This is a genomic window from Actinomadura sp. 7K507 (assembly GCF_004348425.1).
Lineage (GTDB): Bacteria > Actinomycetota > Actinomycetes > Streptosporangiales > Streptosporangiaceae > Spirillospora.
Window position 1 is genome coordinate 22,382 of the sequence record NZ_SMKK01000048.1, and the last position, 22,847, is coordinate 45,228.

Below are 22,847 nucleotides of genomic sequence, written 5' to 3' on the forward strand. Positions count from 1 at the left end.
GCCGGTCCTTGTGCGGGCCTGCCGAGGATGAGAACGGTTCATTGCGTGAGATGGGTACGGCGGCGGCGCCGCTGGGGAGGTAGCTGCACGGCGCCGCCGCCGTGGCCTGGAGGTCGCGCCGTGCGTTACCTGGCGGCCTTCTCGGCCTCCTCGACGGACTTGGCCCATGCGCCGCCGGCGTCCTGCTTGCCCTGGCCGACCGAGACCAGGACGTTCTCGACCGCCGCCCGGACGTCCTCGTTCTTCGGCCCGAGGTGGACCGGCTTCACCGACGCCACCAGGTCACCGAAGATCTTGCCGACGGGGGCGTTGCTGAAGTACTCGCTCTTGGCGCCCGCGACCGCCGGGTTCTGCGCGGCCTGCGGCGAGGACGGGAAGACGTTCGCCGCCTTGTAGGCGCCGACCTGGCCCTCGGGCGAGGTCAGGAACTTGGCGAGTTCGGCGGCCTCCTTGGCGTGCTTCGTCTGCTCGGGCACGGCCAGCCACGAGCCGCCCCAGTAGCCGGAGCCGCCGGGGATGGTCGCGACGTCCCACTTGCCCTTGCCGGCCTCACCCGAGAATTCCTCGATGCCCCCGAGCATCCAGGACGGGCACGGGAGGGTGGCGAAGGTGTCGCGCTTGAGGGCCGTCTGCCACGGCGGCGTGAAGATCGACATGTCGGCGGTGAGCTTGTTCTGCTCGAACTTCAGCGCCGTGTCGAAGGCCTGCTTCACGGTCGGGTTGCTGTCGAAGGCGAGGTTGTTCTCCTTGTCGAAGAAGCTGTACCCGGGGCCGTTGCCCGCGTTCTGCAGGACGGTGGCGCGGAAGACGGCGGTGGGGCCGTCCAGCCACTTGCTGTCGGGGACCTTCTCCTGGAACTCCTGCCCCTTGGCGAGGAACTCGTCCCACGTCGGCCAGAGCTTGCCGACCTCTTCGCGCTCCGTCGGGAAGTCGGCCTTCTCGAACAGGTCCTTGCGGTAGCACATGGCGAGCGGGCCGACGTCGGTGCCGAGCCCGACGAGCTGCTTGCTGTCCGGGGTGACGCCCATCTGCCACTTCCAGGGCAGGAAGTTCTTCTCCAGCTCCTTGCCGCCGTGGTCGAAGAGGTTGACGAACTTGTCCGGCTGCTGCATGTACAGCGGGAGGATGCCCTCCTCCAGCATGACGACGTCGCCGGCGCCGCTGCCGGTGGACATCCACTGCTGGATGCGCGGCTTGTACTCGTCGAGGCTGGAGACCTTGCGCTGCTTGACGGTGACGTTCGGGTGGGTCTGCTGGTACTGCTTGATGAGCTCTTCGTAGCCGGCCTCGCCGAAAACGTCGATGGTCAGCTCGACCGGACCGCCGTCCGAGCCGCCGCCGCCGTCGTCGTCCCCGCCGCAGGCGACGACCAGGCCGCCGACGAGTACCGCCGCCATCGCCGTACTCAGTCCGCGCCGCATGATGGCCCTCATGGCGGACCCCTCTCAGGTTGGTGACTTCCAGGTGTGTGGGAGCGCTCCCACGAAGGAAAGACCGTGACGGGCCTCACTGTCAATGCGCCGAAACACAACCGTTACAACAAAGCGGCGCGGGGCGGGGGCCCTGCCGGGCCCGCCCGGACCCGCGGTCATCGACCCGTCAACCCTCCTTGACCGGGGTCAGCCGGGCCGCCGCGGGAGCGGGCGCCGTGGACCGCCGGACGACCAGTTCGGGCCGGTAGAGCAGCTCCGTTCGGGGTGCGGCGGCGCCGCGGATCTCGTCCAGGACGGTGCTCACGGCGGCCATCGACATCTCCCGCACCGACTGCCGGATCGTGGTCAGCGGAGGGTCGAGGTACGCGGTGAGCAGCGAGTCGTCCATGCCGGTGACCGACACGTCCGCGGGGACCCGCAGCCCGCGCTGCCGGGCCGCCCGGATCGCGCCCAGCGCCATGATGTCGTTGCCGCCGCAGATCGCCGTGCAGCCCGCGTCGAGCAGCCGGGCGGCCGCCGCCTGCCCGCCCTCGACCGTGTACATCGTGTTGACGATCAGCTCGTCCACCTCGTCGGCCGTCAGGCCGGTGTGCGCCGCCATCCCGCGCCGGAAGCCCTCGGTCTTGCGCCGCGTCGGGACGTACACGTCCTGGCCGATCGCCAGCCCGATCCGGCGGTGGCCCATTGCGGCCAGATGCGCGACGATCGCCTCCAGCGACGCCACGTCGTCATTGGAGATGTACGGGGCGTCGATGTCGGGCCGGTACCCGTTCACCAGCACGATCGGCAGCGCCTGCTCCAGCAGCCGCGCGTACCGCGCCCGGTCGGAGTTGGCGTTGGCGTGCAGCCCGTTGACGAAGATGATCCCGGCGACGCCGCGCTCCAGCAGCATCTCGATGTAGTCGTCCTCGGCGACGCCGCCCGGCGCCTGCGAGCACAGCACCGCCATGTACCCGTGCCGGGCCAGCGCGCTCTCGATGACCTCGGCGAACGCCGGGAAGATCGGGTTGGTCAGCTCCGGGATGATCAGCCCGATCAGCCCGGCCCGCCGCTGGCGCAGCCGGGCCGGGCGCTCGTAGCCGAGCACGTCCAGGGCGGTCAGCACCGCCTGGCGCGTGGTCGGGGACACGCCCGGCTTGCCGTTGAGCACGCGGCTCACGGTCGCCTCGCTCACCCCGGCATGTGCCGCGATGTCCGCCAGACGTGTCGTCATGGGTTTCAAGCTAGTCGTCCTCCTCGACGTCCCACCACAGTGCGGTGTCCGGGGGCAGCTCCACGTGGTCCCCGTCCGTGTGGACCGGTCCGCTCGCGAGGAGCGGGGTGCCGGACGCGGGGACGCGCACGGTGCCGCCGCCCAGGTTGACGGCGCACGCGAGCCGCCTGCCCGCGCCGCCGCCCCCGTTCGCCTCGTGCGCCGCCCGGACGAACACCAGTGTGCCCCGTGGAGCGGCCGGCCAGCGCAACGAGCCGTCGCCGAGCGCCGGGTGTTCACGCCGGATGCGCAGCGCCCGCTCGTAGAGCGTCAGCATCGAGCCGGGGTCGCCGCTCTGCCGGGCGACGGTGAGGTCGCGCCACGCGGCGGGGATCGGGAGCCAGGACGAGGCGCCCGCACCGAAGCCGAACGGGGGCCTCTCGCCCTCCCACGGCATCGGGATGCGGCAGCCGTCGCGGCCGGCGCCGTCGCCGCGCAGCCGCTGCGGGTCCCACTGGAACTCCTCCGGCAGGTCGAGCACCTCGGGCAGGCCGAGCTCCTCGCCCTGGTAGACGTAGGCCGAGCCGGGCAGCGCCAGCGTCAGCAGGGCCGCCGCGCGGGCGCGCCGGAGGCCGCGCTCCCCGCCGCCGTACCGGGTGACGTGCCGTTTCACGTCGTGGTTGGACAGCACCCAGGTCGCGGGCGCGCCGACCGCCCCGGCCGTGCGCAGCGACTCGTCGATCACCTCCCGCATCTCGGCGGCCTCCCAGGGCGCGCTCAGGTAGTGGAAGTTGAACGCCTGGTGCAGCTCGTCCGGGCGGGTGTAGGCGGCGAGGCGCTCGGGGGTCGGCGCCCACGCCTCGGCGACGGCGATGCGCTCCCCGTCGTAGGAGTCGAGGAGGCGCCGCCACTCGCGGTGGATGTCGTGGACGGAGTCCTGGTCGAAGTACGGCAGGACGGCCGTGCCGAGCATCTCGACCTGATCGGTGTGGCCGACGTCCGGGAGCCCCGGCGCCTTGGCCATGCCGTGGGCGACGTCCACGCGGAAGCCGTCCACTCCGAGGTCGAGCCAGAACTTCAGGATGTCCGCGAACTCGGCGTGGACTTCGGGGTTCTCCCAGTTCAGGTCGGGCTGCTCGGCGGCGAACAGGTGCAGGTACCACTGGCCGTCCGGCAGCCGGGTCCAGGCGGGGCCGCCGAACACCGACTCCCAGTCGTTGGGGGGTTCGGCGCCGTCCGGCCCGCGCCCGTCGCGGAAGACGTAGCGGGCGCGCTCGGGGGAGCCGGGCGACGCGGCGAGCGCGGCCTGGAACCAGGCGTGCCGGTCGGAGGTGTGGTTGGGGACGACGTCCACGATGATCCGCATGCCGCGCGAGTGGGCGTCCGCGATGAGGTCGCGGGCGTCGCCGAGCGTGCCGAACAGCGGGTCGACGTCGCGGTAGTCGGCGACGTCGTACCCGAAGTCGGCCATCGGGGACACGTAGAACGGGGTCAGCCACAGCGCGTCGACGCCGAGTCCGGCCAGGTACGGCAGCCGGGCCCGGACGCCCGGCAGGTCTCCGACGCCGTCGCCGCCGGAGTCTGCGAAGCTGCGCACGTACACCTGGTAGATCACGGCGTCGCGCCACCAGCGGGTGCCGTCCCGGCCGAGGTCTCCGGCAGGGACGATCAGGGTGTCCTGGGTCATGAACATCCTTCGTTTCGGAGGCGGTCAGTGTGCACGTGTTCGTTGCGGTTCACTCGACGCGGTCTCGGCTCACTTGACGCCGCCGGCGGTGAGGCCGGCGACGATCCGGCGCTGGAAGACCAGCACCACGACGATCAGCGGGACGGTCACGATCACGCCCGCCGCCATCTGGGTGCCGAACGGCTGGTCGAACCCCGACACGCCGGTGAACTTGGAGATCGCGACCGTGGCGGTCTGCATCTCCTTCTTGTTGACCATGGACAGCGCGATGAGGAACTCGTTCCACGCGGCGATGAAGGTCAGGATCGCCGTCGTGAACACCCCGGGCGCCGCCAGCGGAATGATGATCTTGCGGAACGCCTGGCCGCGGGTGCAGCCGTCCACCATCGCCGCCTGCTCCAGCTCGAACGGAAGCTGCCGGAAGAACGCGGTGAGCAGCCACACCGACAGCGGCAGCGCGAACCCGAGGCTGGGGAGCACCATCGCCTGGTAGGTGTTGATCCAGTTGATGTCCGTGAAAAGCTTCAGCAAAGGGACGAGCTGTGAGATTCCCGGGAACATCGAGGTCGCGATGACCAGCCCGAGCACCGCGTTCTTGAACCGGAAGTGCAGCCGGGCCAGCGCGTAGGCGGTGACCGTGCCGATGAGCAGGGTCAGCACCGTGGTGCTTCCGGCCACGATGACGCTGTTCAGCAGCGCGCGGCCGAACCCGTTGCCGCCGGAGAAGACCGCCGAGAAGTTCTCCCACGACCACCGCGCCGGGATGATCGTGTTGTCGAACTGGTCCTGCGGCCGCCGGAAGGCCGAGATCGTCATCCAGTAGAACGGCGCGAGGCAGTAGACCGTCACCAGCGCGAACCCGAGGTAGGACAGCGCCCGCTTCGCGGTCCTGCCCGTGCGAGGGGACCCGTTCACGCGGCCACCTTCTTCCGCCCGCGTCGCCCTCGCGGAGCCCCCGCCCTGTGCTGGCGCGCCTCGCCGATGATGTCGGCGCCGAGCAGCTTCACGAACAGGTACGCGATCAGCGCGATGTAGAGGAACAGGACGGTCGCGTACGCCGCCGCCGACCCGTACCGCAGGTTGGACGCCTCGAACCAGGCGATCATCGTCAGGGTCTCCACGGACTTCTGGTTGACGCCGATCAGCACGGCGGGCAGGTCGAACATCCGCAGCGCGTCCAGCATGCGGAACAGCACGGCCACCAGCAGCGCCGGCTTGACCAGCGGCAGCGTGATCCGCCAGAACCGCTGGACGGGGCCGGCGCCGTCCACCCGCGCCGCCTCGTAGACGTCCCGGGGGATCATCTGCAGGCCGGCCAGCACCAGCAGCCCGATGAACGGGGAGGTCTTCCACACCTCGGCGATGACGATGGCCATCTTGGCGGGGAACCCGTCGGCGGTCCACAGGATCTGCTCGCGGACGACCGCGTTCGCGGCGCCGTCCGCCTGGAAGATCCAGCGCCAGAGCAGCCCGGAGATCGCGGTGGGGATCGCCCACGGGACGAGGATGCCGGCACGCACGATGGACCGTCCCCGGAACATCTGGTGCATGATCAGCGCCATCGCGACGCCGATCACCGTCTCCAGGGTCACGGTGGTGACGGTGAAGAACGTCGTGTTGCCGAAGGCGTTCCAGAAGGCCTCGGCCCGGTCCCCCTGGAAGATCGCGGTGTAGTTGCCGAGGCCGACGAACCGGTCGCCCTCCACCACGAACCCCTGGTCGTCCAGGCCCTCGCCCCGCGCGTACAGCGACTCGCGGAACCCGGCGAGGACCGGGTAGCCGATGACGAGCGCGAGCACGAGCAGCGTCGGGGACAGCAGCAGCGCCGCCAGGCGCTTCGTCCCCTGCACGTCGCCCTTGCCCGCTCGCCCGCGCCGTCGCCCGCGCGGCGCGCCCGCCGCGGGCAGACCCGCGGCGGACGGCTGCTCGTCGTGCTTCGTGCTCATGCCGCTCACTGCGTGGTCAGCGGCTGGAGCTTGGCCTGGAGGTCGGTCAGGGCCTGCTCGGCGGACTTCTTGCCGGTCACGGCGTCGTACATCTCGCCCTGTACGGCGGCGGTGACATCGCCGTACTTGACAGCGACGGGACGCGGCTCGGCGGTGGTGATGGCTTGCTTGAGGACCGGCAGGTACGGGAACTTCTTCACCATCTCCGGGTCGTCGTACAGGGCGGCGATGGTCGGCGCCTGCGAGGTCGCGAGCAGGTTGGCGCGCTGCGCCTTCTCGCTGGTCATGTACCGGATGAAGTCGAGCGAGCTCGCCTTGTTCCCGGCGAAGGCGGAGATCGCGAGGTTGTGCCCGCCGAGGTTGGCGACGCCGGGACCGCCGGGGCCGGGCAGCGGCGCGACCGCGAACTCGCCCGCGACCTCCGAGGAGCCGTCGTCCTCGTTGGCCAGCGCGTACTGGTAGGGCCACTGCCGCTGGAAGACGAGCTTGCCGGACTGGAAGTGGCGCCGCCCGCCCTCGGTGTCGAGCGTGACGGCCTCCTCCGGCATGTGCTTCTCCTTGGCGTCGACCAGGAACTCCACGCCCTGCTTCGCCTGGGGGGTGTCCAGCGCCGGCTTGCCGTCCTCGCCGATGACCGAGCCGCCGGCGCTCGCGATCGCCTCGACGGCGCTGATCGTCATGCTCTCGGTCTTGTTGACCTCGGTGAAGTAGCAGTCGGCGTCCTCGCCCTCGGGCAGCTTCTTCACCTTGTCGCAGGCGTCCCACATCTCGTCGTAGGTCTTCGGCGGCTGGGAGATCCCGGCCTCGTCGAGGAGGTCCTTGCGGTAGTAGAGCATCCCCGCGTCGGACGTGGACGGCACCGCGTAGAGCCGGTCCCTGTACTGCCCGGTGCCGACCGTCGCGGGCAGCATCTTCGACAGGTCGATCTCGTCCTCGGGCAGTTCCGCCAGCCAGCGGTTGGCGGCGAACTCGGCGGTCCACACGACGTCGAGGTTCAGCACCGAGTAGGCGTCCGACTTCGTCGTGGCGTTCTGGATCATCTGCTGGCGCTGCTCGTTGGGCTCGTCCGGCAGCTCGATGATGCGGACCTGCTCGTCGGGGTGGTCGGCGTTCCAGGCGTCGACCTGCTTCTTCAGGTTGCCGGACCGGTCCTTGCCCGTCACGAACGTGATGGGCCCGCGGCCCTCCAGGCTCTCGGTGCCTCCGCCGCCCTGCGAGCCGCCGTCGTCATCGCCGCCGCAGGCGGTGAGCGAGAGCGTGAGGGCGGCGCAGACGGCGATGCCGAGCAGAGGGCGGCCGCCGATCAGGGGGATGCGCCGCATGGTGTCCTCCTTGGCGGGACGCGCCTCCGTGGGCGGCCGTCCCGCGGATCCGGGGATGGGGGGTGGCTGGTGCGGGACGCTAGCAACGCGTTTCAACGCCGTAAACAGTTTGCAGAAACTTTCTGCAAGTCTGTGGGCGATCTGTAACCCTTTACAGAGCCCGGGGCAAACCCGGTCGACACGCCGACGGTGGCTGCGCCAGGCTTCCCCCGTGAACGACAGCGCACCCGACCTCATCCGCGACCACACGATCCTGTCGGTCGTGACGGGGTCGCGAGCCTACGGTCTGGCGACCGGCGACAGTGACGTCGACCGGCGCGGCGTCTACGCGGCTCCGGCACCGCTGTTCTGGCGTTTCACCAAACCGCCGACCCACCTGGAAGGCCCGCTGCCCGAGCAGTTCTCCTGGGAACTGGAGCGGTTCTGCCAGCTGGCCCTGGCCGCCAACCCGACCGTCCTGGAGTGCCTGTGGTCGCCGCTGGCCGAGAAGGTCACCCCGGTCGGCGAGGAGCTTCTGGCCGTCCGGTCCGCCTTCCTGTCCCGGCATGTGCACCGCACGTTCCTCCGCTACGCGGAGGCGCAGTTCCGCAAGCTCGAAGGCGACTTGCGCAACGGCGGCGCGCCGCGCTGGAAGCACGTCATGCACATGCTGCGCCTCCTCGTCAGCGGCCTCCACTGCGTCCGGCACGGCGAGCCGCGCGTGGACGTCGGCGACCTGCGCGACCGGCTCCTCGCCGTCCGCCGCGGCGAGGTCGCCTGGGACGAGATCGAGACCTGGCGCGCCGCCCTCACCACCGACCTGGACACCGCCGCGGACCGCAGCCCGCTGCCCCCCGAGCCCGACCGCGCGAAGATCGAAGAACTCCTGATCTCCGTACGGCGCAGGAGCGTTGACTGATGGACGTCCCCGAAGGCCTGCTCGACCGTTTCGCGGCAGGCCACCCCTACCCCCGCGCGTTCGTCACGGTCAGCGGCGCCCACCTGTACGGGTTTCCCTCAGCGGACTCCGACGTCGACCTGCGCGGCGTCCACCTGCTGCCCCTCGAAGAGATCGTCGGCCTGCGGACGGGAGACGAGACCGTCACGCTCATGTGGGACCACGAGGACGTGGAGGCCGACATCGTCACCCACGACCTGGCCAAGTTCTGCTCCCTCCTCCTGCGGCGCAACGGGTACGTCCTGGAACAGGTCATGTCGCCGCTCGTGATCACCACGTCGCCGGTGCACGAGGAACTCAAGGAACTCGTCCCGGGACTGCTCACCTTCAACCACGCGTACCACTACCTGGGCTTCGCGCGGTCCCAGTGGAAGGCGTTCGAGGAGACGAACGCGTTGAAGCCGCTCCTCTACACGTTCCGGGTCCTGCTGACGGGCATCCACCTGATGCGTTCAGGCGAGGTCGAGGCCGACCTGACGCGCCTCACCGGCGACGGGCCGCCCTACCTGGCCGACCTGATCGAGGCGAAGCGCGCCGCCGAACACGGTGCGCTGCCCGGGGACGCGCCCTCCCCGTCCCGCCTCCAGGCCGACACGGCCGCGCTCACCGCACGCCTCCAGGACGAACGCGACCGCAGCGACCTCCCAGAACATCCCGCGAACTTCCGCGCCATGCACGACCTCGTAGTCCGCACACGCCTACGCTGAACCCTGCGGTGCCTCCCCTCCGTGCCACGGGTTATACGGACCGTTCAACGCAACCGCCTGGTGCGTCCGCCACGTACCACGGGTGATTGCGGAGCCGAGGAAGGGGAGCGATGCGGGAGCAGGGCATCGACCAGAAGGACATCGCGGAGGCGGATCTCCGGACGAAGCGCGGCGTGTTCCGGGCCGTCGCGTTCCGGGACCCGGTCGACGGGCACGAGCACATGGCGCTCGTCCGGGGCGACATCCGGGGCCGGGACGACGTGCTCGTCCGGATGCACTCCGAATGCATGACCGGAGACATCTTCGCCGCCACGCGCTGCGAGTGCGGGGACCAGCTCGGCGCGGCGCTGGACGCGATCGTCCGCGAGGGCGCCGGTGTCCTGGTGTATCTGCGCGGGCACGAGGGGCGCGGGATCGGCCTGGTGGCGAAGGTCCGCACGCACATCCTCCAGGACGACCAGGGCCTCGACACCGTCGACTCCGCCACGGCCATCGGGCTGCCGGTGGACGTCCGCGACTACGGGCCGGCGGCCCGCGTCCTGCGGCATCTCGGGATCCGGTCGGTGCGGCTGCTGTCGAACAACCCGGTCAAGGTGAGCGCGCTGGAGTCCTACGGCGTCGCCATCGCGGCGCGGGTGCCGCTCCTCGTCCCGGTCAGCGACGACAACGTCCGCTACCTCACCGCCAAGCGCGACCGTCTCGGCCACGACCTTCCCCAGCTGGAAGGGCCGCAGCTGGATCCCGCCCGGCTCGACGCGGCGGCGCTCGACGCGGCCGCGCTCGGCGAGGCGCCGGTCAGCGAGGTCCACGGATGACGAGGCCGATGGCGGTCACGCGACCGCGACCGATCACGCGGCCGCTGCGGGCGGCCCCGCCGGGCGCCTGGTACACCGCCGGGCAGCCGCGTGCCAGGCGGCTGACCCGGGGGACCGAGCTCGCGGCGGCGGTGGCCGTGCAGTTCGCCCTGCTGGCGGTGCTGCGGCCGGGGCTAGTCGGCGTCGCCGTGGGCGCCGGGTACGCGCTGGCCTCATGGGGCGTTCTCACCGCGGCGTTCGGCCGGCGGCGGACGCTCGGGCCCGCCGATCACGTCACGCTGGCGCGCGTCGTGCTCACGGGCGGTGTCGCGGCCCTGGTCACGGGGCATCTCATGGGTGACGGACACACGTGGACGCTGGTCGCGCTGGCGTCGGTGGCGCTCCTCCTGGACGGGGTGGACGGGCAGGTCGCCCGGCGCACCGGGACGGCGTCCAAGCTCGGCGCACGGTTCGACATGGAGGTCGACGCCTTCCTCGTCCTGGTGCTGAGCGTGCAGGTCGCGTGGTCCGCCGGGGCGTGGGTGCTGGCGATCGGGGCCATGCGGTACGTGTTCGGCGCGGCGGCGTGGGCTGCACCGTGGCTGCGCGCGGACCTGCGGCCGAGCATCGCGCGCAAGGCCGTCGCGGTGGTGCAGGGCGTGGCGCTGACGGTGGCCGCGGCGGGCGTCGTCCCGTACGCGGGCGCGCTCGTGGCGGCGGCGCTCGCGCTGCTGGTGTGGTCGTTCGGGCGGGACGTCGCGTGGCTGTTCACGCGGCGGCACGCGCCGGGGAGCCGGGGAAGCCGGGGGAGTCGGGGGAGGAGCACGGATGGAGCGGGACGCCCGCGCCTTCTGGATCCGGTCGCCCGGTAAGGGGGAGATCCGTGAGCTCACCCTGCCGGAGCCGGGGCCGGGCGAGGTGCTGGTCCGGACGGTCTGCTCCGGAGTGAGCCGGGGAACGGAGTCGCTGGTGTTCCGCGGCGGCGTCCCCCCGAACCAGCACGCGATCATGCGGGCGCCGTTCCAGGACGGGACGTTCCCGGGGCCGGTCAAGTACGGGTACCTGAACGTCGGCGTGGTCGAGCACGGCCCGGCGGAGTTGCTTGGCCGCACGGTGTTCTGCCTCTACCCGCACCAGACCCGGTACGTCGTCCCGGCGAGCGCGGTCAGCCCCGTCCCGGACGGGGTTCCGCCGGAGCGCGCCGTCCTCGCCGGAACCGTGGAGACCGCCGTGAACGCGCTGTGGGACGCGGCGCCGCTCGTCGGCGACCGCGTCGCCGTGGTCGGCGCGGGGATGGTCGGCTGCTCGGTCGCCGGGGTCCTCGCGGGGTTCCCCGGCTGCGACGTCCAGCTGGTCGACACCGACCCGGCACGCGCGGAGGTCGCGCGGGCGCTCGGCGTCCGGTTCGCGTTCCCCGACGAGGCCGAGGGGGGCTGCGACCTGGTGATCCACGCCAGCGCCACCGAGGCGGGCCTGGCCCGGTCACTGGAACTGCTCGCGCAGGAGGGGGAGGTCGTGGAGCTGAGCTGGTACGGCGACCGGCGGGTCAGCGTCCCGCTGGGGGAGTTCTTCCATTCGCGGCGGCTGACCGTCCGCGCCAGCCAGGTCGGGGCCGTGCCGCCGGCCCGCCGGTCGCGGCGCACGTTCGCCGACAGGCTGGCGCTGGCGCTGCGGCTGCTGGCGAGTCCCGGGTACGACGCGCTGGTCACCGGCGAGAGCGAGTTCGGGGACCTGCCGCGGGTCATGCCGCGCCTCGCGGGCGGTGAACTTCCCGCGCTCTGCCACCGAATCACCTACTGACGAATCCTCGGATTCACCCCGACCCATATGGAGAGAACCTTGTTCGGCATCACCGTCCGCGACCATGTGATGATCGCCCACAGCTTCCGCGGCGAGGTGTTCGGCCCGGCGCAGCGGCTGCACGGCGCGACGTACGTGGTGGACGCGACGTTCCGCCGGGCCGACCTGGACCCGGACGGCATCGTCGTCGACATCGGGCTCGCCACCAGCGAGCTGGGTGAGGTCCTGGGCGCACTGAACTACCGCAACCTGGACGACGAGCCGGATTTCGCCGGGATCAACACCTCGACGGAGTTCCTCGCCAAGGTCATCGCCGACCGGCTCGCCGACCAGGTCCATGCGGGCGCCCTCGGCGAGAACGCGCGCGGCCTGTCCGGCATAGCGGTGACGCTGCAGGAGTCGCACGTCGCCTGGGCCAGCTACGAGCGTGCCTTGTGAACATGCACGAGGTGAACGAGCACGAGGTGAGAGGGCACGGGGTGCGAGGGCACGAGATCTGCTTCGTCGTCCCGGGCGACATCGACGACGCCGACGTGCCGAGCGGCGGCAACCGCTACGACCGGCGGCTGCGCGAGGCGCTGGAGGCGTCGGGGCGCACCGTCCGGGAGCTGGCGATGCCGGGTGCCTGGCCGCGTCCCGGCGACGCCGCCCGCAGGGGCCTCGCCCGGTCGCTCGCCGCGCTGCCCGGCGGGACGGTCGTCCTGCTGGACGGCCTGGTCGCGTGCGGCGTCCCCGAGATCATCGTCCCGGAGGCGGAGCGGCTGAAACTCGCCGTCCTCGTCCACCTGCCGCTGGCGGACGAACCAGGGCAGGCCGACCTCGACGCGGGCGAGCGCAAGGTGCTGGAGGCCGCCGGGGCCGTCGTGGCGACGAGCCCGTGGGCGAAGGAGCACCTCATCTCCCACCACGGCCTCGAACCGTCCCGCGTCCACGCCGTCACCCCGGGGACCGACCCCGCGTCGCTGGCGTCCGGCACCGACGGGGCGACCGGCCTGCTGTCGGTGGCGTCCGTGACACCGCGCAAGGGCCACGACGTCCTCGTCGAGGCCCTCGCCACCGTCGCGCACCTGCCGTGGCGGTGCGAGTTCGCCGGCCCGCTGAGCCGCGACCCCGAGTACGTGGCGCGCCTGCACCGCCTGATCGGCCGGCACCGCCTCGGCGACCGCGTCCACCTGGAGGGACCGCTGGCCGGCAAGCGGCTCGACGACGCCTACGCCGCCGCCGACCTCCTCGTCCTCGCGTCCCGCGCCGAAACGTACGGGATGGTCGTGACCGAGGCCCTGGCGCGCGGCATCCCGGTCCTCGCGACGTCGGTGGACGGCGTCCCCGACACGCTGGGCTGGGATCCGTCGGGCGCCGTCCCGGGGCTCCTCGTCCCGCCGGACGACCCCGCCGCGATGGGCGGCGCGCTGCGCCGCTGGCTCGTGGAACCCGAACTGCGGAGCCGGCTGCGCGCCGCCGCCCGGCTCCGCCGCGGAATGCTGCCCGGCTGGGACGACACCGCCCGCCGCATGGCCCTCGTCCTGTCCCGCCTGCGCAGGGAGAACCGATGAATGCCGATTCGCCGTCCTTCGAACCCTCGTGGCTGGCGCTGCGGGAGAGCGCCGACGCCACCGCCCGCGCCTCGGAGCTGCTCGCCCCGCTGCGGGACGCGCTCGCGCCGGACGAGCCGCTGGTCGTCTGGGACCTCGGCTGCGGAACCGGCTCCCTGGGGCGCTGGCTGTCGGGGCGGCTGCGCGGACCGCAGCACTGGATCCTGCACGACCGCGATCCCGAGCTGCTCGACCTGGCCCGCAAGAACGCCTACGTCACCGCGGACGGGCTGCCCGCGACGATCGAGACCCGCGCGGGCGACCTCGAATCGCTGCGCGCCTCCGACCTGGTCGGCGCGTCGCTGGTCACCGCGTCCGCGCTGCTGGACGTCCTGACCGCCGCCGAGGTCGAGGCCATCGCCGCCGCGGCGGGCTGCCCGGCGCTGCTGACCCTGTCGGTCGTCGGGCGGGTCCGGCTCTCCCCGCCCGATCCGTTCGACGCCGACGTCGCCGCCGCGTTCGACGCCCACCAGCGCCGCGACGGCCGCCTCGGACCGGACGCCGTCGCCGCCGCGACGGCGGCGTTCGGGCGCCGCGGCGCCTCGGTCCGGACGCGGCCGAGCCCGTGGCGGCTCGGCCCCGGCCAGGCCGCGCTGACCGCCGAGTGGCTGCGCGGCTGGGTCGCCGCCGCCGTCGAGCAGCGTCCCGGCCTGGGCCCGGCCGCGGACGGCTACCTGCGCAGGCGCCTCGACGAGTGCGCCGCCGGCGGGCTCACCGTCGAGGTCCACCACGTCGACCTTCTCGCGCTGCCCGGGGGGTCCGCGTGACGAAGTCCTGGGCGCGGAAGCTCTGGCCCCGGCTGCGGCTGCTCATCGGGCTGGGCATCCTCGCCGGGCTCCTGTGGTGGCACAGCACGGACGCGTTCGTGGACGCGCTCCAGGCCATCGACGCGCGGTCCCTCCTCATCGCGCTCGCCATCGGCCTGGCGACCACCGTGCTCAGCGCGGCCCGGTGGTGCCTGGTCGCCCGGCGCCTCGGCCTGGAGCTGCCCATGGCGGGGGCCGTCTCCGACTACTACCGGGCCCAGTTCCTGAACGCGGTACTGCCGGCGGGGGTGCTCGGGGACGTTCACCGCGCGGTGAGCCACGGCCATCGGTCCGGTGACGTCGCCCGCGGCGTGAAGGCGGTGTTCCTCGAACGGGTGGCGGGGCAGGTCGTCCCGGTCATCGTGGGCGTAGCCGTCCTGCTCACGCAGCCCGCCGTGCTGTCGGCCATGGCGCCGGTCATGGCCCCGGCGCTGGTCGTGATCGCGGTCCTGCTGAGCGTGCTGCTCGTCCTGGCCCGCTGGCGTCACCGCGCCCTGGCGGGCATGTTCGCCGGCACGCGCGCCGTCCTGGACGTCTGGCCCGCCATCGTGGGCCTGTCCGTCGCCGCTCTGGCCGGGCACCTCGTCCTGTTCGTCGTCGCCGCCCGCCTCGCCGGCGCGGCGGCGCCGCTCGTCACCCTGGTGCCGCTGCTGCTGCTCGCGCTCCTGGTGATGGTGCTGCCGGTGAACGTCGGCGGCTGGGGGCCCCGCGAGGCCGTCCTCGCCGTCGCGTTCGGCGCCGCCGGGCTCGGGTCAGCGCAAGGTCTGACCGTCTCCGTCGTTTACGGGGTGCTCGCGTTCGTGGCGTGCCTGCCCGGTGCCGTGACCCTGCTGCTGAAGCGCGGCGAGGCAGTCCCCGAAAGCCGCGACCAGGCTCCGCAGAGCGTCCCGGCCCTTGCCGGCGTCGGCCAGTGACGGCCGGCCGATGACCCCCGACGCGGTGTAGGGGGCCATCCCGGCGGTCAGCAGGTGCCGCCGGTCATCGGCCAGATGGTCGGCGGTCTCGTACCCGCTCCGCACGAGTTCCGGGTGCGCGTGCAGCAGGATCGACGTCTCCAGCTCGCCGGCGTGCATGTCGCGGTCGTTCGACGTCTGGACGCCCGCCGCGATCCGCGCCTCGGCCCATTCGTCCGGGCCGGGGAACAGCGCCATGTCGCCGTGCGCCTCCTGGACGACGTTGCCCAGCACGTAGTTCCCCCCGTGCCCGTTCACCAGGACCAGCTTCGGCACGCCTGACCTGCGCAGCGAATCGGCGACGTCCCGCACCACCGCGTGCAGGGTCGCCGCCGAGATGCTCACCGTCCCCGGCCAGGCCGCGTGCTCATGCGAGCACGAGATCGTCACTGGCGGGAGCGTCCGCACCGGATGGGTCTTCGCGATCTCCCGCGCGATCGTGCAGGCGATCACCGTGTCCGTCGCAAGCGGCAGGAAGGGGCCGTGCTGCTCGTGGCTCCCGACCGGCAGGACCGCCACCGGGACGTCCGGTTCCTCGGAGCTCGTGTGCGTCGGCAGCATGGACCCCACCCTGCCGTACCTGACGCTGCCGTACGCGCTCGAAGACCGAAACCAGCGCCATCGCACCGGCCAGCAGGGCGGCCGCGACGAGACCGTCCGTCCAGAAGTGGTTCGCGGTCACGACCACCACGAACACCGTGACCGGCGCGTGCATGGCGATGACCCACCGCCACCGGCTCCGCGACACCCGCACCACCGCGACGGCGACGAGGACCGCCCACCCGACGTGCAGCGACGGCATCGCCGCGTACTGGTTGGCGATCCCGTCCGCCCCCGGCGCCGGGTAGGCCGACGGCCCGACGCTCATCATCGTGTCCACCGCGCCGATCCCGGCCAGCCGTGGCGGCGCCAGGGGGAACAGCATGTGCACGAGCAGGCCCGCCCCCGTCAGCACCACCAGCTCGTTCCTCACCCGGCCGTAGGACGACCGATGCCGCAGATAGAGCCAGACCAGCAGCAACGCCGTCCCGGGAAAGTGCATGCCCACGTAATACACGTTCGCCAGGAAGGCCGTGTGGTCCCATCCGAGCGCCCACTGCTGGAAATCCACCTCGCTCGGCAGCCACGACCGCTGGAACTCCCACAGCCACGCCGCGTTGCTCATCGCCTCGCCGGGGCCGTGCTCGAACAGCGCCCGCCCCCACTTGTAGAAGGCGAACAGGATCACCAGTAGCCCTGCCTCGGTGGCAAGCGGCCGCATCCGGCCTCGCATCGCTACGGTGCTCGCCATCGGTCGTCCTCCCCGTGCCGGTCGTCTGCGTCTCATCACAACCTTCGCGTCCGACACTTTCCGGGGCACTGGTCCCAGCATCCCGATCAGCGGAAGGCAGCCCCCTGGGCGAGGGTGGAGATAACCCCACCCTTCCCGTAGATTCCATGGCGTGATCACCGGTGACTGGCTCAATCCTCCCGCGGCCGCCGAGCACGACGGTTCCGACCTGCTCGTCACCGCGGCGAAGGGCAGCGACTTCTGGCGGACGACGTCCTACGGCTACAACCGCAACGGCGGCCACGCTCTGCTGTCGCCACTCGGCCCCGAGGCCGCCATCGAGGTCTCTTTCGTCGCCGACTACGACCACCAGTTCGACCAGGCGGGCCTCCTGCTCTACCTGGACGAGACCACCTGGATCAAGGCGGGCGCCGAGTACTGCGACGGCGAACTGCAGCTGGGCGCGGTCGTCACCCATGGCGTGTCCGACTGGTCGTCGGCGCCCGTCGCCTGGGTTGGGCGTGAAGTCACCGTCCGGGCGAGCCGCAGCGGCGACGCCGTGACCGTCCGTGCCCGCGCCGGCGACGATCCCTGGCGGATGATCCGCCTGGCGCCCTTCCCGGTGGACGTCCCCGCGACGGCCGGCCCCTACTGCTGCGCCCCGGAGCGCGACGGCCTGACCGTCCGCTTCACCCGCGTCTCCCTCGGCGCCCCGGACGAGGCCCTCCACGCCTAGGCGCTGTACCTGAGCACTTACTTGGTAGTACTCTCTCCGCGCCGGATCGGACGGGCGGAGAGGGGCGGCGGATGCCGATCACACCGACGGTGGAGGAGCGCCCGGGATGCGGCCGGCCCGCCCGGACGGCGGCGCGGGTGGCCCGGCGGTTCGTGCGGCCGGTCGTCGAGCGGCTGCCCTGGACCCCGTTCACGCTGCGCTTCGCCCCGCTGCTCGACCTCGGCGCGGCCCTCCTGCCGCCGCCGCGAGGTACCAGGGTCACCAAGGTGCGGGGGCTCGGCTGCGGCGCCGAATGGGTCCGCGGCCGCGGCGTGCCCGCGGACTCGCGCAAGGTGGTCCTCTACTTCCACGGCGGCGGATTCGTCGCCTGCGGGCTGCGCACCCACCGGCGGATGATCGCCCGCATCTCCCAGGCAGCGGGCATGCCGGTGCTGTCGGTCGCCTACCGCATGCAACCCAAGGTGACGATCCAGGAGTCCATCGCCGACTGCGTGGACGCCTACCGCTGGCTGCTCGACCAGGGCCACGACGCGGACGGCGTCGTGGTCGGCGGCGACTCGGCGGGCGGCTACCTCGCCTTCATGGCGCCGCTGTACGCGCTCCGCGACGGACTGCCCCGCCCAGCGGGCATCGCCGCCCTGTCGCCCTTCACCGATCTGGACATCGACGTCAAGATCGCGCACGCCAACGCCGCGCTCGACCCGTTCATCCCGGCGCCGCGCATGTGGGACATGGTCCGCACCTGCTTCCCGGACGCCGAGTACACCGACCCGTGGCTGAGCCCCGTCCACGCCGACCTCGGGGCCCTGCCGCCCACGCTCATCCAGGCCGGCTCGATCGAGGTGATCCGCGCCGACGCCGAGCTGATGGCCGAACGGCTCGGAGCCGCGGACGTGCCCTGCACGCTGCAGATCTGGGAAGGGCAGATGCACGTCTTCCAGGTCTTCGCCGACGTCTCCCGCGAGGGCCTGGTCGCGATCGCCGAGATCGGCGCCTTCGCCCGCCGCGTCACCGAGGCGCGGGCCCGCGAGGAGGCCGCCTAGCCTCCGGCTCCGCCGCGCGGCAGGCGTTGCACGGTCGACGCGTACATGGCCACAGAGAGTTCGACGGCCTGCTCGACTACCGCGTCGAGATCCTGCCCCAGCCGTCCGTCCGCCCACTGCTGCGCCAGTTCGGTCATCGCGCCGGTGAACATCGTCGCGGCGATGACGACCGGGAGTCTGGCCTCGCTGCCCATCGCGACGAGCGCTTCGAGCATCGCCGTCTGCGCCGCCCGCCGCCGGGTCGCCAGGATCTCGTTCCCCCGCGCCTCGAAGAACAGGACGCGTCCCCGCCGCGGGTCGGCGGTGATGAACTGCAGCACGCTGCGGATGCCGGCGCGGCTCCGGGCCTCCGGATCGGGGGACGCCTCGTCCAGGGACCGTGCGAGGACGTCCCCGAGCGCGGCCGCCTCCTGGTCGTAGACGGCGGCCAGCAGCTCATCGGTATCGGCGAAGTTCTCGTAGAAGTACCGCGTGTGCAGTTCGGCGTTCCGGCACACCGCCCGCACCGTCACCGCGCCCTCACCCTGCTCCCCGAGCAGCGCGAACGCGGCCCGCACGAGCATCTCGCGCCGCTCGTCCTTCCGCCTGGCCACGGGCACTCCGGCCCACCGGGTGGACGCCGCCGTCCGGACGTTCGCCATGGCGTTCACGATAGCAAGGCCCCAGTCTGGACACAGGTGTAACCAATCCCTTATTCTGGCTACAGTCGTACCCAGAAGTGGAGCTTCCGATGGCCGCCAAGAACAACCTCGTCGCCAAGCGGTTCGAGCAGTCCTTCGACGCCGACATCCGGTCGAAGTTCTTCAAGGGCCTCGACTTCGCCGGCCCCGAGGGAGACCCCGGCTGGTTCGGCCCCGGCAGCGCGGTCTGGTACGTCCACTCTCACCTGCCCACCCTGATCCTCGGCCTGGTCAGCGCCGCGTACATCGAGGGCCTCGACCCGAGCATCAGCTGGATGGGCTACGACCACTCCCGCCTGGCCGAACGCGTCGACGGCATCCCCACCGGGAACATCGACCCCGAAGGCGGCGCGGTGCGCCTCGCGCACTCCATCTCGTTCTTCATCGGAACCGCCTACGGCTCCACCCCGACCGCGGAGAAGCTCGCGCGCACCGTCCGCGCCATGCATCACACCGTCAAGGGCACCCGCCCCGACGGCCTCGCCTACGACGCCGACGACCCCGAATGGCTCCGCTGGAACTACGCCACCGTCGTATGGGGCCTCGCCACCGCGCACGAGCGCTACCACCGCCGCCCCCTGCACGACATCGATCGCTACTACCGCGAGTTCGTCCGCGTCGGCGAAGCCCTAGGGGGCACCGACCTCCCCGCCACCAAGGCCGAGACCGACGAATGCCTGGAGTCCTACCTGCCGCGCCTGGCCCTCACCCCCATCAAGGCGTTCGCCACCGGCCCCAACCTGCGCGACAGCAAGGCCAAGCCCTGGGAGCCCGGCAGCGAGTTCATGGACTGGGCGGCCCGCGACATGCTCCCGCGCTGGGCCCAGAAACTGGCCCTCTACCAGCCGCCCAACCCGGTCACCCTCCGCCTCCGCCGCACCGCCCTCTGGGCGGCCCTCAACGGCCTCCACGAAGCGACGGGCCCCCTCCCGGAATACCGCCAGGCCCAGGACCGCGCCGCCGGCAAGAAGGCGAACCCGTTCATCTCCACGGCCCCGACGTCCCCCGACCCGCTGCTCACCCGCGAAGAGATCGAAGCCACCGCCTGAAGACCTTCCCCTGCTCCGCGGGCGCTTTTTGCCGTTTCTTGGGGAAATCTTGAGCCCTCCTTTAGGGATCCGCATGCGACGCTCGATGTGGATCACCGACTCGGGGAGGGGCGATGAAGGCGCTGCTGAACTCGTTGAACGAGGACGAGAAGGCCCTTGTCAGGGAGACCGGGAGCGGTGAGCTCGGCGAGATGGACGAGGACGGGCTCGTCGAACTGCACACCCGGATCCGGCGCGCCCGCAACAAGTACAGCAAGCTCTACCGGCGCGCCGCCGGCGAGCGGGTCGCGGAGTACGGGGGACGCGGCACGTCCCGTCCGAAGAACACCCGCAACGCGCAGAAGGCGGAGGTGTTCGAGGACGCGCTGGCCCGCGTGAGCTGGTATCTGGCCAGGGCCGCGAGGCGCAGCGCGGCCGAGCTGAAGGCCGAGCGGATCGCCGCCGCCAATCCGGACCGGGACACCCCGAAGCCGGCCGGGACGCCGGAGCCCACGGCGAAGGCGGCTCAGACGACGCAGCGCGTCAGGCCGACGAGCGCCGGCCCCGCCCTGAACCGGCGGCACGCCGCCACCCGGGCGAAGGGGGCCCGCCGCCAGGCGAAGCGCGACAGCCGCTGAACCGGCGCGTCCGGGCTGACGCGCTGACCTGGTCAGTGTGAAGGGGCCGGCTCGTTGTGGCGGGCGCCGAGGGCCTGGACGAGCACGCCGTGGACGTAGCCGGTCTCCGCCGGGGCGTTGTCGATGAGCAGCGCGGTGCACAGGCCGTCGGAGGCGGCGACGAGAGCGGCGATCGCCCGCGGGTCGTCGGTGAGGAGGGCGGCGAGGTCGGCGACGTCCTCGCGCCAGCGACGGGCCACGGGCTGGAGCGCGGGACGGCGGGCGGCCATCGTGGACAGCTCGCGTTCGGCCAGCGCGCGCTCGCGGCCGGGCCCCGCGGACTCGACGATCAACCCGGCCAGCTCGCGCAGCTTGTCGCCCGGACCGTCGATGATCTGGCGGACGCGCGCGGTGTAGACGTCGGCGACGCTGGCCAGGGCGGCGACGAGCAGATCGTCGAGGGTGGCGAAATAGTACGTGGTCAGGCTGGTGGGGATCCCGGCTTCCTTGGCGACGGTGCGGTGGGTGACACCGGCGGTGCCGTCACGCTGGACGACGGCGAGGGCGGCGTCGATGATCTCGGCGCGGCGCTTGCGCCCCCGGGCTCTGCGCCCGTCGGCCGTGCCGTCGCCCTGGTCGTCCATGCGCCCTCCCATGGCCTCAGGGTAGTCCAGCCGACTCCTTCTCATGGGCTTCCGCGCGCCGGTCCGTGCCGAGCGGGCGCACGTGCCGCAGGGCCGCCAGGCACAGCACCGTCGCGGCGAGAACGGCCGCGCCGGCGACGAGCGAGGCGATGTTCAGCCCGGTGGTGAACGTCTCCCGTGCCAGCACGACATCGACCGGCGCGTCCTCGGCGACAGAGAGGGCTCCGCCGAGGCTGCCGGTCACCCGGTCGGCGACGACGGGCGGCACGCCTGAAGGCGCGACCATGCGGGCGCTGTAGAGCGCGGTGGTGAGGCTCCCCAGAAGGGCGACACCTGCGGCGATGCCGAGTTCCTGCACGGTTTCGGACATCGCGGCGGCCGATCCGGACCGCGAAGCGGGCGCGGCGCCGACGACCATGTCGGTCCCGAGCGCGGCGATCGCGCCGAGGCCGAGGTAGGCGAAGGCGAAACCGGTGACCACTTGCGCCGCGTCTCCGGTGCCGGCCGTACCGAGCAGCACATAGCCGATCATCGAGAGCACCAGGGTGACCGCCATGACGAGACCGGGACGTACCCGCCGGGCGACGAGCGGTGCGCCGATGGCGGCGGCGAACATCGCCAGCGCCGGTGCGCCCGTCCACAGCCCGGCCACCGCCGGGGACATGTTCTCGACCAGCTGGAGGTACTGGGTGACCAGGTACATGGTGCCGCCCACGCCGACCAGCCCGATGAGAAGGACCGCCAGCGCGGCGGAGAAGGCCCGGTCGGCGAACAGGCCGACGTCCAGCAGCGGGGAGGCGAGCCGGCGCTGCCTGCGCACGAACGACGCACCGGCCGCGACACCGGCCACGAGCGGGATCACCGTGGGCAGGCCGGGCCCGTGGGCGGCGGTGTGCTTCACCGCGTAGATCACCGGAAGGATCGCCAGCAGCGACAAGGCGACGCTGACGAAGTCCAGCCTCCCCGCGTCGGCGGCGGCGTACTCCGGAAGCAGTGTCCGCGCACCGGCCAGCACGACGACGGCGACCGGGACGGCCAGCAGGAACGCCGCACCCCACCAGAACTCGTCGACGAGCACGCCGCCCACCACGGGACCGGCCGCCATGCCCAAGGCGAACATCGTCGCCCACACCCCGATCGCCAGCGCGCGCTGCCGGGCGTCGGGGAACATGTTCGAGATCAGCGACAGCGTCGACGGCATCAGCGTCGCACCGGCGACGCCGAGCAGCGCCCGCGCCGCGATCAGCAGTTCCGCGCTGGGCGCGAAGGCCGCGAGGAGCGACACCGCCGCGAACGCCGCCATGCCGATCATCAGCAGCCGCCGCCGCCCGATCCGGTCTCCGAGGGTGCCCATCGTGATCAGGAACCCGGCGATGAGGAACCCGTACGCGTCCATGATCCACAACGTCTGCGTCCCGGACGGGGCCAGGTCGGCCGCCATGCTCGGCAGCACGAGATAGAGCACCGTGACATCGAGCCCGAGCAACACCGTCGGCAGTGCCAACAGCCCGAGCCCCGCCCACTGCCGCACCCCAGCACCCGTCCCGCGCACCACAACGCCCCCTTCGCCTAAAGTACCTGAACGATAGTACAAGTAGAACGATCGTCCAAATACATGCGAGCCGTCCAGCGGGACGGGTGCTGGGGTGCGGCAGTGGGC

Annotated in this window: 22 protein-coding genes and 2 pseudogenes; 13 read left to right on the forward strand and 11 right to left on the reverse strand. The window is 72.1% G+C overall.

The window, feature by feature from the left end:
- Positions 1-125: 125 nt before the first annotated feature.
- The 6 genes from E1285_RS13550 to E1285_RS13575 form a co-directional block, all read right to left on the reverse strand.
- Positions 126-1,433: an ABC transporter substrate-binding protein gene (locus E1285_RS13550; protein ID WP_243722759.1), complete on the reverse strand. Its 1,308-nt coding sequence runs from the start codon at positions 1,431-1,433 to the stop codon at positions 126-128.
- Positions 1,434-1,599: 166 nt separating this feature from the next.
- Entirely contained in the window at positions 1,600-2,646 is a 1,047-nt protein-coding gene (locus tag E1285_RS13555) for a LacI family DNA-binding transcriptional regulator (protein WP_132151787.1), read from the reverse strand.
- Positions 2,647-2,656: 10 nt separating this feature from the next.
- Positions 2,657-4,312: a glycoside hydrolase family 13 protein gene (locus tag E1285_RS13560; RefSeq protein WP_132151789.1), complete on the reverse strand. Its 1,656-nt coding sequence runs from the start codon at positions 4,310-4,312 to the stop codon at positions 2,657-2,659.
- Positions 4,313-4,381: 69 nt separating this feature from the next.
- Entirely contained in the window at positions 4,382-5,227 is an 846-nt protein-coding gene (locus E1285_RS13565) for a carbohydrate ABC transporter permease (protein ID WP_207946578.1), read from the reverse strand.
- Positions 5,224-6,258: a sugar ABC transporter permease gene (locus E1285_RS13570; RefSeq protein WP_132151791.1), complete on the reverse strand. Its 1,035-nt coding sequence runs from the start codon at positions 6,256-6,258 to the stop codon at positions 5,224-5,226. The genes E1285_RS13565 and E1285_RS13570 overlap by 4 nt, the downstream gene beginning before the upstream one ends.
- Before the next feature lie 5 nt (positions 6,259-6,263).
- Positions 6,264-7,580 (reverse strand): ABC transporter substrate-binding protein, encoded by a 1,317-nt coding sequence (locus E1285_RS13575; RefSeq protein ID WP_132151793.1) that lies wholly within the window; start codon positions 7,578-7,580, stop codon positions 6,264-6,266.
- Positions 7,581-7,791: 211 nt separating this feature from the next.
- Between E1285_RS13575 and E1285_RS13580 the strand changes: the two genes are divergently transcribed.
- From E1285_RS13580 to E1285_RS47300, 9 genes and pseudogenes are all read left to right on the forward strand, one after another.
- Positions 7,792-8,478 carry a nucleotidyltransferase domain-containing protein gene (locus E1285_RS13580; RefSeq protein ID WP_243722760.1) on the forward strand — a complete coding sequence of 229 codons (687 nt, stop codon included), beginning with the start codon at positions 7,792-7,794 and terminating at the stop codon, positions 8,476-8,478.
- Complete coding sequence (locus E1285_RS13585; RefSeq protein WP_132151797.1) at positions 8,478-9,224, forward strand: nucleotidyltransferase domain-containing protein; 747 nt, start codon at positions 8,478-8,480, stop codon at positions 9,222-9,224. Before E1285_RS13580 ends, E1285_RS13585 begins: the two co-directional genes overlap by 1 nt.
- Positions 9,225-9,334: 110 nt before the next feature.
- Entirely contained in the window at positions 9,335-10,039 is a 705-nt protein-coding gene (gene ribA / locus E1285_RS13590; RefSeq protein WP_132151799.1) for a GTP cyclohydrolase II, read from the forward strand.
- Positions 10,036-10,890, forward strand: a complete 855-nt coding sequence (locus tag E1285_RS13595) for a CDP-alcohol phosphatidyltransferase family protein (protein ID WP_243722761.1) — start codon at positions 10,036-10,038, stop codon at positions 10,888-10,890. Before ribA ends, E1285_RS13595 begins: the two co-directional genes overlap by 4 nt.
- A complete protein-coding gene (locus E1285_RS13600) occupies positions 10,847-11,818 on the forward strand; it encodes a zinc-binding alcohol dehydrogenase (RefSeq protein ID WP_132151801.1) in 972 nt (323 codons plus the stop codon). The genes E1285_RS13595 and E1285_RS13600 overlap by 44 nt, the downstream gene beginning before the upstream one ends.
- Positions 11,819-11,857: 39 nt before the next feature.
- On the forward strand, positions 11,858-12,256 hold the full coding sequence (locus tag E1285_RS13605) for a 6-carboxytetrahydropterin synthase (RefSeq protein WP_132151829.1): 399 nt from the start codon (positions 11,858-11,860) through the stop codon (positions 12,254-12,256).
- Between the two features lie 2 nt (positions 12,257-12,258).
- Positions 12,259-13,371: a glycosyltransferase family 4 protein gene (locus E1285_RS13610; RefSeq protein ID WP_132151803.1), complete on the forward strand. Its 1,113-nt coding sequence runs from the start codon at positions 12,259-12,261 to the stop codon at positions 13,369-13,371.
- Entirely contained in the window at positions 13,368-14,177 is an 810-nt protein-coding gene (locus E1285_RS13615) for a methyltransferase domain-containing protein (RefSeq protein ID WP_132151805.1), read from the forward strand. The genes E1285_RS13610 and E1285_RS13615 overlap by 4 nt, the downstream gene beginning before the upstream one ends.
- 98 nt (positions 14,178-14,275) lie before the next feature.
- A pseudogene (locus tag E1285_RS47300) lies at positions 14,276-14,965 on the forward strand (lysylphosphatidylglycerol synthase domain-containing protein); the annotation flags it as partial.
- 3 nt (positions 14,966-14,968) lie between these two features.
- Here the strand turns inward: E1285_RS47300 and E1285_RS13625 are convergent.
- A complete protein-coding gene (locus tag E1285_RS13625) occupies positions 14,969-15,730 on the reverse strand; it encodes a creatininase family protein (RefSeq protein ID WP_132151807.1) in 762 nt (253 codons plus the stop codon).
- Between the two features lie 64 nt (positions 15,731-15,794).
- Positions 15,795-16,541, reverse strand: a pseudogene (locus E1285_RS47305) (phosphatase PAP2 family protein); the annotation flags it as partial.
- Between the two features lie 70 nt (positions 16,542-16,611).
- Between E1285_RS47305 and E1285_RS13635 the strand changes: the two are divergent.
- Together E1285_RS13635 and E1285_RS13640 are read left to right on the forward strand one after the other, a co-directional pair.
- Positions 16,612-17,175 carry a DUF1349 domain-containing protein gene (locus E1285_RS13635; RefSeq protein WP_132151811.1) on the forward strand — a complete coding sequence of 188 codons (564 nt, stop codon included), beginning with the start codon at positions 16,612-16,614 and terminating at the stop codon, positions 17,173-17,175.
- Positions 17,176-17,246: 71 nt separating this feature from the next.
- The gene (locus tag E1285_RS13640; RefSeq protein ID WP_132151813.1) at positions 17,247-18,218 is read left to right on the forward strand and encodes an alpha/beta hydrolase; all 972 of its coding nucleotides are present in this window, start codon (positions 17,247-17,249) and stop codon (positions 18,216-18,218) included.
- On the opposite strand, the gene E1285_RS13645 is transcribed toward E1285_RS13640, so the two are convergent.
- Entirely contained in the window at positions 18,215-18,859 is a 645-nt protein-coding gene (locus tag E1285_RS13645; protein WP_132151815.1) for a TetR/AcrR family transcriptional regulator, read from the reverse strand. The genes E1285_RS13640 and E1285_RS13645 overlap by 4 nt on opposite strands.
- Positions 18,860-18,948: 89 nt before the next feature.
- Between E1285_RS13645 and E1285_RS13650 the strand changes: the two genes are divergently transcribed.
- Complete coding sequence (locus E1285_RS13650) at positions 18,949-19,947, forward strand: oxygenase MpaB family protein (protein WP_132151817.1); 999 nt, start codon at positions 18,949-18,951, stop codon at positions 19,945-19,947.
- 113 nt (positions 19,948-20,060) lie between these two features.
- Positions 20,061-20,564, forward strand: coding sequence for a hypothetical protein (locus tag E1285_RS13655; protein WP_132151819.1), 504 nt, complete (start codon positions 20,061-20,063; stop codon positions 20,562-20,564).
- 32 nt (positions 20,565-20,596) lie between these two features.
- Here the strand turns inward: E1285_RS13655 and E1285_RS13660 are convergent, their stop codons facing one another.
- Both E1285_RS13660 and E1285_RS13665 read right to left on the reverse strand, forming a co-directional pair.
- Entirely contained in the window at positions 20,597-21,199 is a 603-nt protein-coding gene (locus E1285_RS13660) for a TetR family transcriptional regulator (RefSeq protein WP_243722762.1), read from the reverse strand.
- A 4-nt stretch (positions 21,200-21,203) separates the two neighbouring features.
- A complete protein-coding gene (locus E1285_RS13665) occupies positions 21,204-22,742 on the reverse strand; it encodes an MFS transporter (RefSeq protein ID WP_207946579.1) in 1,539 nt (512 codons plus the stop codon).
- Positions 22,743-22,847: the final 105 nt, after the last annotated feature.

What these genes read in the sequence shown, in the direction of transcription:
- E1285_RS13655 (WP_132151819.1), top strand. Translation starts at nt 20,061, where the DNA reads ATGAAGGCGCTGCTGAACTCGTTGAACGAGGACGAGAAGGCCCTTGTC.
- E1285_RS13645 (WP_132151815.1), bottom strand. Translation starts at nt 18,859, where the DNA reads ATGGCGAACGTCCGGACGGCGGCGTCCACCCGGTGGGCCGGAGTGCCC.
- E1285_RS13610 (WP_132151803.1), top strand. Translation starts at nt 12,259, where the DNA reads ATGCACGAGGTGAACGAGCACGAGGTGAGAGGGCACGGGGTGCGAGGG.
- E1285_RS13555 (WP_132151787.1), bottom strand. Translation starts at nt 2,646, where the DNA reads ATGACGACACGTCTGGCGGACATCGCGGCACATGCCGGGGTGAGCGAG.
- E1285_RS13560 (WP_132151789.1), bottom strand. Translation starts at nt 4,312, where the DNA reads ATGACCCAGGACACCCTGATCGTCCCTGCCGGAGACCTCGGCCGGGAC.
- E1285_RS13600 (WP_132151801.1), top strand. Translation starts at nt 10,847, where the DNA reads ATGGAGCGGGACGCCCGCGCCTTCTGGATCCGGTCGCCCGGTAAGGGG.
- E1285_RS13595 (WP_243722761.1), top strand. Translation starts at nt 10,036, where the DNA reads ATGACGAGGCCGATGGCGGTCACGCGACCGCGACCGATCACGCGGCCG.
- E1285_RS13625 (WP_132151807.1), bottom strand. Translation starts at nt 15,730, where the DNA reads ATGCTGCCGACGCACACGAGCTCCGAGGAACCGGACGTCCCGGTGGCG.
- E1285_RS13650 (WP_132151817.1), top strand. Translation starts at nt 18,949, where the DNA reads ATGGCCGCCAAGAACAACCTCGTCGCCAAGCGGTTCGAGCAGTCCTTC.
- E1285_RS13570 (WP_132151791.1), bottom strand. Translation starts at nt 6,258, where the DNA reads ATGAGCACGAAGCACGACGAGCAGCCGTCCGCCGCGGGTCTGCCCGCG.
- ribA (WP_132151799.1), top strand. Translation starts at nt 9,335, where the DNA reads ATGCGGGAGCAGGGCATCGACCAGAAGGACATCGCGGAGGCGGATCTC.
- E1285_RS13550 (WP_243722759.1), bottom strand. Translation starts at nt 1,433, where the DNA reads ATGAGGGCCATCATGCGGCGCGGACTGAGTACGGCGATGGCGGCGGTA.
- E1285_RS13585 (WP_132151797.1), top strand. Translation starts at nt 8,478, where the DNA reads ATGGACGTCCCCGAAGGCCTGCTCGACCGTTTCGCGGCAGGCCACCCC.
- E1285_RS13660 (WP_243722762.1), bottom strand. Translation starts at nt 21,199, where the DNA reads ATGGGAGGGCGCATGGACGACCAGGGCGACGGCACGGCCGACGGGCGC.
- E1285_RS13640 (WP_132151813.1), top strand. Translation starts at nt 17,247, where the DNA reads ATGCCGATCACACCGACGGTGGAGGAGCGCCCGGGATGCGGCCGGCCC.
- E1285_RS13575 (WP_132151793.1), bottom strand. Translation starts at nt 7,580, where the DNA reads ATGCGGCGCATCCCCCTGATCGGCGGCCGCCCTCTGCTCGGCATCGCC.
- E1285_RS13615 (WP_132151805.1), top strand. Translation starts at nt 13,368, where the DNA reads ATGAATGCCGATTCGCCGTCCTTCGAACCCTCGTGGCTGGCGCTGCGG.